General features: G+C 60.6%; 12 protein-coding genes. 9 read left to right on the top strand and 3 right to left on the bottom strand.

The features are described from left to right. The first annotated feature begins 2 nt into the window (after nt 1-2). From FHU12_RS17410 to FHU12_RS17385, 6 genes are read left to right on the top strand one after another with little or no spacing between them, the layout of a single operon-like run. On the top strand, nt 3-599 hold the full coding sequence (locus tag FHU12_RS17410) for an urease accessory protein UreE (protein WP_141970830.1): 597 nt from the start codon (nt 3-5) through the stop codon (nt 597-599). Then, complete coding sequence (locus FHU12_RS17405; RefSeq protein ID WP_141970828.1) at nt 596-1,282, top strand: urease accessory protein UreF; 687 nt, start codon at nt 596-598, stop codon at nt 1,280-1,282. The genes FHU12_RS17410 and FHU12_RS17405 overlap by 4 nt, the downstream gene beginning before the upstream one ends. A gap of 18 nt (nt 1,283-1,300) precedes the next feature. Next, nucleotides 1,301-1,936, top strand: a complete 636-nt coding sequence (ureG, locus tag FHU12_RS17400; protein WP_141970826.1) for an urease accessory protein UreG — start codon at nt 1,301-1,303, stop codon at nt 1,934-1,936. After that, nucleotides 1,933-2,880 carry an urease accessory protein UreD gene (locus FHU12_RS17395; protein WP_141970824.1) on the top strand — a complete coding sequence of 316 codons (948 nt, stop codon included), beginning with the start codon at nt 1,933-1,935 and terminating at the stop codon, nt 2,878-2,880. Before ureG ends, FHU12_RS17395 begins: the two co-directional genes overlap by 4 nt. Nucleotides 2,881-2,899: 19 nt before the next feature. Then, nucleotides 2,900-3,877, top strand: coding sequence for an urea transporter (gene yut / locus FHU12_RS17390; RefSeq protein ID WP_141970822.1), 978 nt, complete (start codon nt 2,900-2,902; stop codon nt 3,875-3,877). A gap of 40 nt (nt 3,878-3,917) precedes the next feature. Further along, on the top strand, nt 3,918-4,961 hold the full coding sequence (locus FHU12_RS17385; protein WP_141970820.1) for a HoxN/HupN/NixA family nickel/cobalt transporter: 1,044 nt from the start codon (nt 3,918-3,920) through the stop codon (nt 4,959-4,961). Nucleotides 4,962-5,034: 73 nt separating this feature from the next. Here FHU12_RS17385 and FHU12_RS17380 read toward each other — a convergent pair whose 3' ends face one another. Together FHU12_RS17380 and fadE are read right to left on the bottom strand one after the other, a co-directional pair. Further along, entirely contained in the window at nt 5,035-5,187 is a 153-nt protein-coding gene (locus FHU12_RS17380; RefSeq protein ID WP_004930217.1) for a Hok/Gef family protein, read from the bottom strand. A gap of 289 nt (nt 5,188-5,476) precedes the next feature. Continuing rightward, complete coding sequence (gene fadE / locus FHU12_RS17375; protein WP_103101612.1) at nt 5,477-7,933, bottom strand: acyl-CoA dehydrogenase FadE; 2,457 nt, start codon at nt 7,931-7,933, stop codon at nt 5,477-5,479. A 246-nt stretch (nt 7,934-8,179) separates the two neighbouring features. Between fadE and lpcA the strand changes: the two genes are divergently transcribed. Both lpcA and FHU12_RS17365 read left to right on the top strand, forming a co-directional pair. After that, the gene (gene lpcA / locus FHU12_RS17370; RefSeq protein ID WP_004930220.1) at nt 8,180-8,761 is read left to right on the top strand and encodes a D-sedoheptulose 7-phosphate isomerase; all 582 of its coding nucleotides are present in this window, start codon (nt 8,180-8,182) and stop codon (nt 8,759-8,761) included. Nucleotides 8,762-8,858: 97 nt separating this feature from the next. After that, on the top strand, nt 8,859-9,662 hold the full coding sequence (locus FHU12_RS17365; protein ID WP_060432493.1) for a class II glutamine amidotransferase: 804 nt from the start codon (nt 8,859-8,861) through the stop codon (nt 9,660-9,662). Here the strand turns inward: FHU12_RS17365 and dpaA are convergent. Then, nucleotides 9,597-10,364: a peptidoglycan meso-diaminopimelic acid protein amidase gene (gene dpaA / locus FHU12_RS17360; RefSeq protein ID WP_141970818.1), complete on the bottom strand. Its 768-nt coding sequence runs from the start codon at nt 10,362-10,364 to the stop codon at nt 9,597-9,599. The two genes, FHU12_RS17365 and dpaA, sit on opposite strands and share 66 nt — an antisense overlap. A gap of 554 nt (nt 10,365-10,918) precedes the next feature. On the opposite strand from dpaA, the gene FHU12_RS17355 reads away from it, so the two are divergent. Beyond that, nucleotides 10,919-12,268 (top strand): Na(+)-translocating NADH-quinone reductase subunit A, encoded by a 1,350-nt coding sequence (locus tag FHU12_RS17355; RefSeq protein WP_141970816.1) that lies wholly within the window; start codon nt 10,919-10,921, stop codon nt 12,266-12,268. The last annotated feature ends 1 nt before the right edge of the window (nt 12,269 follow it).

Below are 12,269 nucleotides of genomic sequence, written 5' to 3'. Positions count from 1 at the left end.
TCATGATCGTGATTGAAAAGATACTCGGCAATATCAAACGGGATGCCGACTGGCGCGAGCGTTTGCAACATGCCTCGCTGGACGTATTGGCGCTCTCGCAGTGGGAGGCGCAGAAAAGCCGCTGCCGCAAAACCACCCGCGACGGCCAGGACCTCGGTATTTCCCTCGATCGTCACCAGGTGCTGGCCGACGGCGACGTGTTGCTCTGGAACGAAGCGAACCGCAGCGCGGTGGTGGTGCAGATGAACCTGCGCGATGTGATGGTCATCCATCTTGAGTCGCTGCTGGCGACCGATATGGCGACGGTGCTGAAGACCGCGTTCGAACTGGGGCATGCGCTGGGCAATCAGCACTGGAAATCGGTCATCAAAGGGAATCGCATCTTTATTCCGCTGACGGTGGCGACCAAGGTGATGGATTCGGTGATGAAAACCCACGGTTTCCATGCGTTGCCTTATTCGTTCGTGAAGGGCGAAAGCATTCTGCCGCATTTGACCCAGCCCGAAGCGCGCCTGCTGTTCGGCGGTGCGGAGGATTCCGCCACCCATGTGCATGTCGACAGCCCATTCCTCGGTCAGCATGTGATCAAATTGAAATGAACGCCGTTCAGTTGATTCGCATCCTGCAGTTTGCCGACTCGGTGCTGCCGGTGGGGGCGTTCGCCTTTTCCAACGGCGTCGAGTCGGCGATCCAGGCCGGCATCGTGCGCGATGCCGACACGCTGCAGTCGTTCACCCGCACCGCCTTGCAACAGGCGGCGGGCGGCGACGGCCGAGCGGTGGCGGCGGCCTGCCGGGCGCTGCAGGCCGGCGATCGCGAAGCGGCGATTGAGCATGACTGGGCGCTGTACAACCGCAAGCTGAACGAAGAGGGCCGCAACATGGTGGTGCGGATGGGAAAAAAGCTGGCGGAAATGGCGGCGGCCATCTGCGATGAGCCCCAGGTGGTCTGGTGGCTTGAGCAGATCAAAGCCGGTCGCGCCGCCGGTACCTATCCGGTAACGCAGGCGGTGGTGATGACGGCGCTGGGCGCCGGCCCGCGCGAGGTGGCGGTGATGCATCAGTACGGCGTGGCGATGACCATTCTCAGCGCCGCCATGCGCCTGATGCGCGTCACCCATATCGACACCCAACGCATCCTGTTTCAACTCAACCGGGACATCGACGTTTTTTGCGACGAAGCCGAACGCGGCGGCGTTGAACAAATGGCCTCTTACGCGCCGGTGACCGATGTCCTGGCCGCACTGCACGTCGGTGCATTTACCCGACTGTTCAGCAACTGATAATAAGGAACGATCAGAGTGAAAAAAATTACCCGCATCGGTATCGGCGGCCCGGTAGGCTCGGGCAAGACCGCGATTATTGAAGTCATTACGCCGCGCTTGATCGAGCGGGGCATCAGCCCGCTGATCATCACCAACGACATCGTCACCACCGAAGACGCCAAACAGGTCAAGCGCACGCTCAAGGGGATCCTGGACGAGGAAAAAATCCTGGGCGTCGAAACCGGTGCCTGCCCGCATACCGCCGTGCGCGAGGATCCGAGCATGAATATCGCGGCGGTAGAGGAGATGGAGGCCCGCTTTCCGGAAAGCGACGTGGTGATGATCGAGAGCGGCGGCGATAACCTGACGCTGACCTTCAGCCCGGCGCTGGCGGACTTTTACATCTATGTCATCGACGTCGCCGAAGGGGAAAAGATCCCGCGCAAAAACGGCCCAGGCCTGGTGCAGGCCGACATCCTGGTGATTAACAAAATCGACTTGGCTCCCTATGTCGGCGCCAGCCTGACGGTGATGGAACACGACACCCGCGTGGTGCGCGGCGAGCGGCCTTATATTCTCACCAACTGCAAAACCGGCGAAGGCATTGGCGAACTGGTGGACATGATCATGCGTGATTTCCTGTTCACCCATGCGCCGTCGGCGGCGGTATGACGGCGGCCAGCGAAGCCGCGAGGCGCGTCGCGCAGCTTGGCGCCGACGCGCCGGAGCTGGCCGATTATCAGGATGAACCGCCGCAAATGGCCAGCGGCGGCGTGGGCAAAACCGGCTATCTGCGGCTGGGGTTTGCGCTAAGTGGGCATCGCAGCGTGCTGCGGCAGATGGAGCGGCGCGTGCCGTTTCTGGTGCAGCGGGCGCTGTATTGGGATGAAGCGCTGCCGCAGATGCCGTGCGTGTTCGTCATCTCCACCTCGGGGTGCATCTTGCAGGGCGATCGCCTGACGCTCGAGGTGCAGGTCGCTCCCCAGGCCTGCGGGCATGTCACCACCCAATCGGCGACCAAGATCCACGCCATGGAAAATAATTACGCGGCGCAGATGCAGACGCTGACGCTCGAAGAGGGCAGCTATCTGGAGATGATGCCCGATCCGGTGATCCCCCACTGCGGCTCGCGTTTCATTACCGATACCCGCATTACGCTGCACCCGACGGCGACGCTGCTCTACGGCGAGATCCTGATGTCGGGGCGCAAACACCATCAGGCGGATCGCGGGTTCAGATTCGACGTGTACGCCTCGCGCATCAGCGCCTGCCGCCCCGAGGGCAAGACGCTGTTTGTCGAACGCTATGTGCTGGAACCGCATAAACACCCGCTGAACGGAGTCGGCGTGATGGGGCCGTTCGACGTGTTCGGCAATGTGATCCTGCTAACGCCGCCTGAGCACCATCAGCGGATCCTCGATCGCATCGCGCCCCAGTATGACGAGGCTGAGGGGATCGCCAGCGGCGTCAGCCGGTTGCCTAACGAGTGCGGGCTGATCTTTAAGGCCCTGGGCAAAGAGGCGCGCCAGGTGAAGGCGGCCATTCGCGTTTTCTGGCGCGTCGCCCGGGAAGAGATCCTGGGCGTGACGCTGCCCGAGCCCTTTATCTGGCGCTAATCTGCAGCGGGAAGCGGTCATGACGACAAGGTGGAGTTGGGGCGGGCTGTGTGCCCACAGCCGGATAGCGGCGGCGACGGATGCGGTGCTGCGCGGCTGTTCGCAGGTGATGTTTCAAAATAACCCGTTGACCGGATTACTGTTTTTTATCGCCATTTTTGTGGGTGCCTATGAGGAAGGGTTGCCGCAGGTGGCCTTCGGCTGTCTGCTGGGCACCGCATCGGCGACGCTGAGTGCGGCGTGGCTGGTGGACGATCGCACGGCGTTGCGTTCTGGCCTGTATGGCTACAACGGCTGCCTGGTCGGCGCCGCGCTGCCGACCTTTTTGCTGCCTTCGGCCTGGCTGTGGATCGGCGTGATATTCAGCAGCACGATCTCGGTGATCGTCACCGTTGGCCTCAATCGGCTGTTGCGAACCTGGAAGATCGCGGCGCTGACGGCGCCTTTCGTGCTGACCACCTGGACGGTACTGTTGGCCAGCTACCCGTTCAGCCATCTGCGGCATGTACGGTTACCGGCGGCGGCCATCCCGGCCGACGGGGCGGTGTTCTACGCGCATCCCGGCGTCGCAGAGATGCTGAGCGGCGCGCTGCACGGCGTTTCTCAGGTCTTTTTGTGCAGCAGTGTGAGTGGTGGCGTACTGCTGTTGCTCGGGCTGGCGGTTTCGTCGCCGCGCGCGATGCTGCTGGGTTTTTTCGGCGCGTTGCTGGCGGTGGCCACATCGCTGGCGATCGGCGCCGATCCGCAGGCGGTTTTCGCCGGGCTGTACGCCTTCAGCGCAGTGCTGACGGCGGTGGCGCTGGGATCCGTCTTCAACCCGCCCGGCCGGCGGGTGCTGATCTATACGCTGCTCGGCGTGATTTTCACGGTGCTGGTTCAGGGAGCGTTCAATACCCTGCTGGCTCCGCTGGGCATGCCGTCGCTGACCATGCCGTTCGTGATCGCGTCCTGGCTGTTTTTGAGCGCCAATCCGGCGGTGATCGCGGCGCGGCGCTAATCCATTGATTTGAACATAACGATAAAACAGGAGTGTGGGTATGGCGGGAGTTTCCGAAGGATTGCATGGCGCGGCCCGGCGACGGGCGGTATCTCTGTTGCTGGGGCTGGTGGCGGTCAACGTCATCGTCTGGCTGCTGGCGCTGGCGGTGTTCAAAGACAATGCGGCGCTGATGGGCACCGCATTGCTGGCCTACAGCTTTGGTCTGCGCCATGCGGTGGATGCCGATCACATCGCCGCGATCGACAACGTGACCCGCAAGCTGATGCAGCAGGGCAAAACGCCGGTGGCGGTCGGCACCTTCTTCTCGCTCGGCCACTCGACCATTGTGGTGCTGGCCTCGGCCGCCATTGCCGCGACGGCGATGATGTTCAGTCGCCAGATGGGCTGGTTTCACGAAACCGGCGGCCTGATCGGCACGCTGGTGTCCTCGTTGTTTTTGCTGACGGTGGCCTTTATCAACCTGCTGGTGCTGATCTCTGTGTGGCGTGCGTTCCGGCAGGTGAAAGCGGGCGAGCTGCCTGCGCATCAATCGCTGGATCTGCTGATGAGCGGCGGCGGTGTGCTGGCGCGTTGCTTCCGCCCGCTGTTCAAGTTGGTGAACCAGAGCTGGCATATGTACCTGGTGGGCTTCTTGTTTGGCCTGGGCTTTGACACCGCCACCGAGGTCGGGCTGCTGGGGATTTCGGCCGCCGGCGCGGGCCATGGCATGAACCTGTGGAGCATCATGCTGTTCCCGGCGCTGTTCGCCGCCGGCATGGCGCTGATCGACTCCATCGACAACTTCGTGATGATTGGCGCTTACGGCTGGGCGTTTTCCAAACCGATCCGCAAGCTGTACTACAACATGACCATCACGGCGGCGTCGGTGATCATCGCGGTGTTTATCGGCGGCATCGAGTCGCTCGGGCTTATCGCCGACAAGCTGGCGCTGTCCGGCCCGCTGTGGGACATCGTCGCGCGGCTCAACGATCATCTGGGGGAGATGGGCTACTGGGTGATCGCCGTGTTCATCTTCTGCTGGCTGGTGTCGGTGGTGAATTACCGCCTGCGCGGCTACGACAAACTGACGGTCAGCGGTTGAAAAGGCGGGTGCTCGTGGATCCTGCCTGACACCATCAGCCAACGGGCGGGGCGAACCCCGCCGTTGGGTTGCCTTACCGTTCGGATTCGTAAGCCAAAGTGGCCGCAACCTCCGAGTCTCCCAGCCTGATGCGCAGTTCGCACAGCGAACCGCGGGTTAGCCAGATGAACGCGATCAGCGTCATACAGACGATCACCAGCTTAAGTACGACCCGTTTTTGCTGCATTTTTGACCTCCCTATCCTTGCCTTGCGGCGGGTAAGAGGCTAACCTGATGTTGCTTGGCATCAGAGTGGCCTCGGGTTGATAATATCGACTCGGGGCCTTTCTCTTTCTTTCCTTTGCCAAGGCTCCGGACAGAAAGATCCAGAGCACCCGCTGCGCAGTCTACTCGAACTTCCTTCCCGTGAAATCCGCCGTTGCGCCAACCTGCGGCGCGGTGCGCAGTTTGCGGTGCAAGAAAAGAAAAAGGGGCGATGATGATCGCCCCTTGGATGCGTGGAGTGGGAATTGGCGTTAAGCCGCTTCGGTCTGCTGTTGGCGCTTAGACTGCGCCGCCGGCTTTTCCGGCTTGGCGGCCGCCAGCGCATCCGGCGCAAAGTCGTCCACGTTGATGGAGCGCAGACGGCTCTCTTCGGCTTTCACCAGGATCTTCGCTTCGTCGGCGCTGATCTTGCCTTCTTCCAGCGCGCGTTCCGCTAAACGATCCAGACGGGTGAACGGCAGGTTTTTGCCGGCTGCCTTGCACAGACGTTCGTGAATCGGCTCGGCGGCCATCACGTCGGCCAGCGCCGCTTCCAGCAGGCCGATTGGGTTATGTTCGCTCGGCGTCAGGTACTGGCCGCGCCCCAGGCGGCTGCGGGTGGCGGAAGGCACCTGCAGGATCTTGGCCAACTGGTGATCCAGACGATCGGACGGTGCGGTATGCACACGGCCGAGCGGGAAGACCACGAAGCGCATCGCGCCGGCGATAAAGCGGTTCGGGAAGTTGCGCAGCAGGTCATCCAGCGCCTGTTCGGCCTTATGCAGGCTGTCTTGCACGCCCCAATGCACCAGCGGCAGATCTTCTTTCTGACGGCCTTCGTCGTCAAAGCGTTTCAGCACGGCGGAAGCCAAATACATCTGGCTGAGGATATCCCCCAGGCGAGCAGAGATACGCTCACGGCGCTTCAGGCTACCGCCCAGCACGCCCATGGAAACGTCCGACAGCAGCGCCAGGTTGGCGCTCAGGCGGTTCAGCTGCTGATAGTAGCGACGGGTCGCGTCCTTGGTCGGCGTGGCGCTGGTGCGGCCGTTGGTCAGGCCCAGCCAGAAGCTGCGTACCTTGTTGCTGCCGACGTGGCCCAGGTGGCCGAACAGCGATTTATCGAAGGCGTTCAGATCGTTGCTCTGCGCCGCCGCCATTTCATCCAGCACATAAGGATGGCAGCGGATCGCGCCTTGACCGAAGATCATCATGGTACGGGTCAGGATGTTCGCGCCTTCCACCGTGATGGCAATCGGTGCGCCCTGATAGGCGCGAGCCAGGAAGTTGGATTCACCGAGCATGATGCCTTTACCGCCGGCGATGTCCATGGCGTCAACGATCGACTGCTGACCGCGGTGCGTGCAGTGGTATTTGACGATGGCCGACAGTACGGCCGGCTTCTCGCCCTGTACCAGCGCATAGGTGATCAGCGAAGCGGCGGCGTCCATCACATAGGTGTTGCCGGCGATGCGCGCCAACGGCTCTTCGATCCCTTCCATCTTGCCGATGGAGATTTTGAACTGACGACGAATGTGCGCGTAGGCGCCGGTCGCCAGGGCGATGGATTTCAGGCTGCCGGTAGAGTTGGACGGTAGGGTGATGCCGCGACCGACCGACAGACACTCAACCAGCATGCGCCAGCCCTGGCCGGCCATTTTCGGCCCGCCGATGATGTAATCGATCGGCACGAACACGTCGGTGCCACGGGTTGGGCCGTTCTGGAACGGCACGTTCAGCGGGAAGTGGCGGTTGCCGATCTCCACGCCCGGCGTGCTGGTCGGGATCAGCGCACAGGTGATGCCTGGGGATTCGTTGTCGCTCAGCAGGCGGTTCGGGTCATGCAGTTTAAACGCCAGGCCCAGTACGGTGGCGACCGGCGCCAGCGTGATGTAGCGCTTGTTCCAGGTCAGGCGCATGCCCAGCACCTGCTTGCCCTGCCAGTCGCCCATGCACACGGTGCCGACGTCCGGAATGGCGCCGGCATCGGAGCCCGCTTCCGGGCTGGTCAGCGCGAAGCAAGGGATCTCGTCGCCGCGCGCCAGGCCCGGCAGGTAGTGGTTTTTCTGTTCTTCGGTGCCGTAGTGCTGCAGCAGTTCGCCCGGGCCGAGAGAGTTTGGCACGCCGACGGTGATCGCCAGGATGCCGGAAACGCCGGCCAGCTTTTGCAGCACTTGCGCCTGAGCGTAAGGGGAGAATTCCAGACCGCCGTACTCTTTCTTGATGATCATCGCGAAGAAACGGTGTTCTTTCAGGTATGCCCAGAGTTCAGGCGGCAGATCGGCCAGTTCGTGGGTGATCTGGAAGTCGTTGGCCATGCGGCAGGCTTCTTCCACCGGGCCGTCGATAAACGCCTGCTCTTCTTCCGTCAGGCGCGGTTTCGGGTAGCTGTGCAGCTTGTTCCAGTCCGGCGCGCCGCGGAACAGATCGCCTTCCCACCAGGTGGTACCGGCGTCGATCGCTTCCTTCTCGGTGGTGGACATCGGCGGCATCACCTTGCGGAAGGCGCGCAGCGCCGGCGCGGAGAGCAGGGAACGGCGTACAGAGGAAAGGTTCAGCGGCAGCAGCACGATCGCCAGCGGCAGTAACAGCCAGAAGCTCCACAGGCCGATAGCACCCATGGCGGCGGTGTACGCCACCAGGATCAGGCTGCTGAGGGTAAGGTTCACTCGGTGGTAGAACACCACGCCGAGGAGAGCCAGGAAAACGACGATACTAAGAACCATCATAAGAAGCTCCGAAGTAGTAAGAGGTCTGACCTGTTGTGTGTATGTAATAGGTTTTAGTACAAGGCAGAATTTTTATCAATGCGTTTACAGTTTAATTACAACTCAGGTCACAAACTGACAGCACCAATCATCAAAAACCTCTCCGCTTCCTTAACCGGCGCGCTGTTTGGTTGAGAATGCTTCTCGCTGTTTCCGCGATCCGGTACACTGCGGAGCGGAAGATTTGACGATAACAAGAGGTTCCTCATGTACCACGACCTTATTCGCAGTGAACTGAACGAAGCGGCTGATACCCTGGCGAAATTTATCAATGACGACGCCAACATCGACGCCATCCAACGTGCGGCGGTGCTGCTGGCGGATTCCTTCAAAGCCGGCGGTAAAGTGATTTCCTGCGGCAACGGCGGTTCCCATTGCGACGCGATGCACTTCGCCGAAGAGCTGACCGGCCGCTACCGTGAAAACCGTCCGGGCTACCCGGCGATTGCCATCTCGGACGTGAGCCACCTGTCCTGCGTCAGCAACGACTTCGGCTATGAGTACGTATTCTCTCGCTATGTGGAAGCGGTAGGCCGCGAAGGCGACGTGCTGCTGGGCATTTCCACCTCCGGCAACTCCGGCAACATCATCAAGGCCATCGACGCGGCGCGTGCCAAGGGGATGAAAGTGATCACCCTGACCGGCAAGGACGGCGGCAAGATGGCGGGTTCCGCCGATGTGGAAATTCGCGTGCCGCACTTCGGCTACGCCGACCGCATTCAGGAAATCCACATCAAAGCGATTCACATCTTGATTCAGCTGATCGAAAAAGAGATGGTTAAGGCTTGATAGCCTTCGGGGAGCTGCGGCTCCCCATGGATAAGACGGCGGACGCCGCATGGTGCGTCCGCACAGCCTGTGTCAGTGTGGTTAAGGAGTGCTGGCGATGTGTGAACTGCTCGGGATGAGCGCAAACGTACCGACCGATATCTGCTTCAGCTTTACCGGCCTGGTACAGCGCGGCGGCCGCACCGGGCCGCATAAGGATGGCTGGGGCATTACCTTCTATGAAGGGAACGGCTGCCGCACATTCAAGGATCCGCAGCCGAGCTTCAACTCGCCGATCGCCCGCCTGGTACAGGACTACCCGATCAAGTCCTGCGCGGTGGTGTCCCATATTCGCCAGGCCAATCGCGGCGAAGTGGCGTTGGAAAACACCCACCCGTTCACCCGCGAACTGTGGGGCCGCAACTGGACCTACGCGCACAATGGCCAATTGAAAGGCTATCGTCAGTTGGATACCGGCACGTTCCGCCCGGTCGGCCAGACCGACAGCGAATACGCGTTCTGCTGGCTGCTGCATCAGCTGGCGCTGAAATACCCGCGCACCCCGAGCCAGTGGCCGGCGGTTTTCCGCTATATCGGCCTGTTGGCGAGCCAGCTGCGCAAGAAAGGGGTCTTCAATATGCTGTTGTCGGACGGGCGCTTCGTGATGGCCTATTGCTCCACCAACCTGTATTGGATCACGCGCCGCGCGCCGTTTGGCAAGGCGACGCTGCTCGATCAGGATGTGGAAATCGATTTTCAGCAGCAGACCACACCGAACGATGTGGTCACGGTGATCGCCACCCAACCGCTGACCGCCAACGAAACCTGGCACAAGATTGAGCCAGGCGAGTTCGCGTTATTTCACTTCGGTGAGCGGCTTGTTCTGAGCGAAGGGATTGGTGTTGGGCGTCGGATTGGCTGACGCGTACTGCGTCATCTGGCCGCTGCTCATCAACGGTTGACCCAGCACATACTGGCCGCTGTCTACGGTCATCATCGGCGGTTGGTGGTTCTTCGCGAAGTAATCGTAGCCCGGCTTCAGCTGGCGCCAGAAGGCGATATAGCTGGATGACGCATGGCGCTTGAGGTTTTGCTCGGTCATGCGGAACGGGTAGATGCTGATGTCGACGCGGCTTTGGCCATAGGCGAAGGCGGCTTCGACGTAGCGATAGATCTCATCCATATAGGTGTTGGTCATCGCATAACAGCCAATCGATTTACATTCGCCGTGGATCATCAGATAAGCGCCGGAATAGCCCTGCGATTTATCGTAATCATTAGGGAAACCGATATTGATCGCCCGGTAATACTTGCTGTCGGGTTTCAGATGGCGCGCGTCAACGCTATAAAACCCTTCCGGGCTTTTAAAGTCGCCTTCACGACGTTTAGGACCCAGCCCACCGGAGAAATTACAGATCGGGAACGTGTTGACCAGGCGGAATTCATTGCCCATTTTGGCATACAATTCCAGCTTGCGTTCCTCTTTGAAGATCTGAATATAGACCGGCGAACCCAATAATTGCTGTTTAACTACCGGCGCTTCGGGTACCTGCTCGCTGGCGCTGCAGGCCGTGATCATCGGCATAGAAACAAGCATCGCAAACAACAGCGCGATTTTGCTCATTATTATTCCTGCTTATATTTATCTGCCGGCGCAATTGAGGTTGGCCAGCATGCCACTGATTATTGTTTTTACTGCTGCAAAACACCGCCAGATTACCAGCGCGTTTATTTTTAGCAATACGTGATATGTATAAAAAAACGACAAAGCTCGATAAAAGTGAAATGACCGGCAGATTTTAACGATAAGTAGTGAAAAACAGGCGAAATTTAATTGCGTTTGCTTGACCCAAGTCACGACGGAACGCAGAACAATGTTGCGAACAATGTTAATATTCTCTCTTCAATTTAACGCACTGTGGCGATTGAAGCGGCAAGAGTTATTGCATATAACCCGGCCGTTTTGATGGTTATTTGGCTACAGGCCGTTAACACATCGACTGTCGCGCAAACAACGGAAAAGGGGAATCAAGGGAATGCGCGTTACCCCGTATTTTCACTGCGAGAAAGTTCATGTTGGGCGTGCCGCCGTGCGCACTGCCCGGCAATCCTGGCATCGTCAGCACCCGCCTCTGGGGCCGGGCAGACGTGTAAACCCAACTACATCGTATAAATCCTATGATTAAGATCAGAAAAGGGTTAGATCTGCCGATAGCCGGGGCTCCGGTTCAGGCGATCCAAGATGGCCCGAACATTCAGCATGTCGCCCTGCTTGGGGAAGAGTATGTCGGAATGCGTCCCTCCATGCTGGTGCAGGAAGGCGATACCGTTAAGAAAGGCCAGGCGTTGTTCGAAGATAAGAAAAACCCCGGGGTTTTCTTCACGGCTCCCGCCAGCGGCCGCATCGCTGCGATTAACCGCGGCGAGCGGCGCGTATTGCAATCGGTGGTGATTGCGCTGGAAAACGGCGGCGACGATCAGCTCGAGTTCGCGCACTACCCGCTGGGGGAATTGGCCCAGTTGCCGCGCGAACAGATCGAGAGCGAACTGATCGCCAGCGGCCTGTGGACCGCGCTGCGCACCCGCCCATTCAGCAAAACGCCGAGCCCCGGCAGCGAACCGCGCGCTATTTTCGTCACCGCGATGGATACCCAGCCGTTGGCCGCCGATCCGCAGGTGATCATCGCCGAGCAGCAGGCGGCGTTCAACGCCGGGCTGGTGGTCTTGGCGCGTCTGACGGCGGGCAAGGTACACGTATGCCACGCCGCCGGCGCCTCCGTTGGCCAGCAGAGCGGCCCGCAGATCGCCTACAGCGAATTTGCCGGCCCGCATCCCGCCGGGCTGGTGGGCACCCACATTCACTTCCTTGAACCGGTTAGCCTGAAGAAAACCGTTTGGCACATCGGCTACCAGGACGTCATCGCCATCGGCACGCTGTTCACCACCGGTAAACTCGATACCCGCCGGGTCGTGGCGCTGGCCGGGCCTCAGGTGTCGCAGCCGGCGCTGCTGCGTACCCGCCAGGGGGCCAGCCTCGAGGAGCTGACCGCCGGCCGCCTGAAAGACGGTGAGAACCGGGTGATCTCCGGTTCGGTGCTGAACGGCATGCACGCCGCCGGGCCGAACGCCTGGCTCGGCCGCTTCCACTCGCAGGTGTCGGTGCTGGAAGAAGGGCGCGACAAAGAGCTGTTCGGTTGGATCGTGCCTTCGCCGAACAAGTTCTCCATTACCCGCACCACGCTGGGCCACTTCCTGAAGAACAAACTGTTCGCCTTCTCGACCACCACCCACGGCGGCGAGCGCGCCATGGTGCCGATCGGCAACTACGAGCGGGTGATGCCGCTGGACATTTTGCCGACGCTGCTGCTGCGCGATCTGCTGGCGGGCGACAGCGACAGCGCGCAGGCGCTGGGCTGCCTGGAGTTGGACGAGGAAGATCTGGCGCTGTGCACCTTCGTTTGCCCCGGCAAGTATGAGTACGCGCCGGTGCTGCGCGAGGTGCTGACCAAGATTGAGCAGGAAGGATAAC

It is taken from the genome of Serratia marcescens (genome assembly GCF_006715005.1).
Lineage (GTDB): Bacteria > Pseudomonadota > Gammaproteobacteria > Enterobacterales > Enterobacteriaceae > Serratia > Serratia montpellierensis.
This window is presented reverse-complemented; position numbering and strand designations above follow the sequence as displayed.

Excerpts from the sequence above, each read along its gene's own strand:
- fadE (WP_103101612.1), bottom strand. The coding sequence starts at position 7,933 with ATGATGGTTCTTAGTATCGTCGTTTTCCTGGCTCTCCTCGGCGTGGTG.
- FHU12_RS17385 (WP_141970820.1), top strand. The coding sequence starts at position 3,918 with ATGGCGGGAGTTTCCGAAGGATTGCATGGCGCGGCCCGGCGACGGGCG.
- lpcA (WP_004930220.1), top strand. The coding sequence starts at position 8,180 with ATGTACCACGACCTTATTCGCAGTGAACTGAACGAAGCGGCTGATACC.
- FHU12_RS17355 (WP_141970816.1), top strand. The coding sequence starts at position 10,919 with ATGATTAAGATCAGAAAAGGGTTAGATCTGCCGATAGCCGGGGCTCCG.
- FHU12_RS17380 (WP_004930217.1), bottom strand. The coding sequence starts at position 5,187 with ATGCAGCAAAAACGGGTCGTACTTAAGCTGGTGATCGTCTGTATGACG.
- dpaA (WP_141970818.1), bottom strand. The coding sequence starts at position 10,364 with ATGAGCAAAATCGCGCTGTTGTTTGCGATGCTTGTTTCTATGCCGATG.
- FHU12_RS17365 (WP_060432493.1), top strand. The coding sequence starts at position 8,859 with ATGTGTGAACTGCTCGGGATGAGCGCAAACGTACCGACCGATATCTGC.
- FHU12_RS17410 (WP_141970830.1), top strand. The coding sequence starts at position 3 with ATGATCGTGATTGAAAAGATACTCGGCAATATCAAACGGGATGCCGAC.
- FHU12_RS17405 (WP_141970828.1), top strand. The coding sequence starts at position 596 with ATGAACGCCGTTCAGTTGATTCGCATCCTGCAGTTTGCCGACTCGGTG.
- FHU12_RS17395 (WP_141970824.1), top strand. The coding sequence starts at position 1,933 with ATGACGGCGGCCAGCGAAGCCGCGAGGCGCGTCGCGCAGCTTGGCGCC.
- yut (WP_141970822.1), top strand. The coding sequence starts at position 2,900 with ATGACGACAAGGTGGAGTTGGGGCGGGCTGTGTGCCCACAGCCGGATA.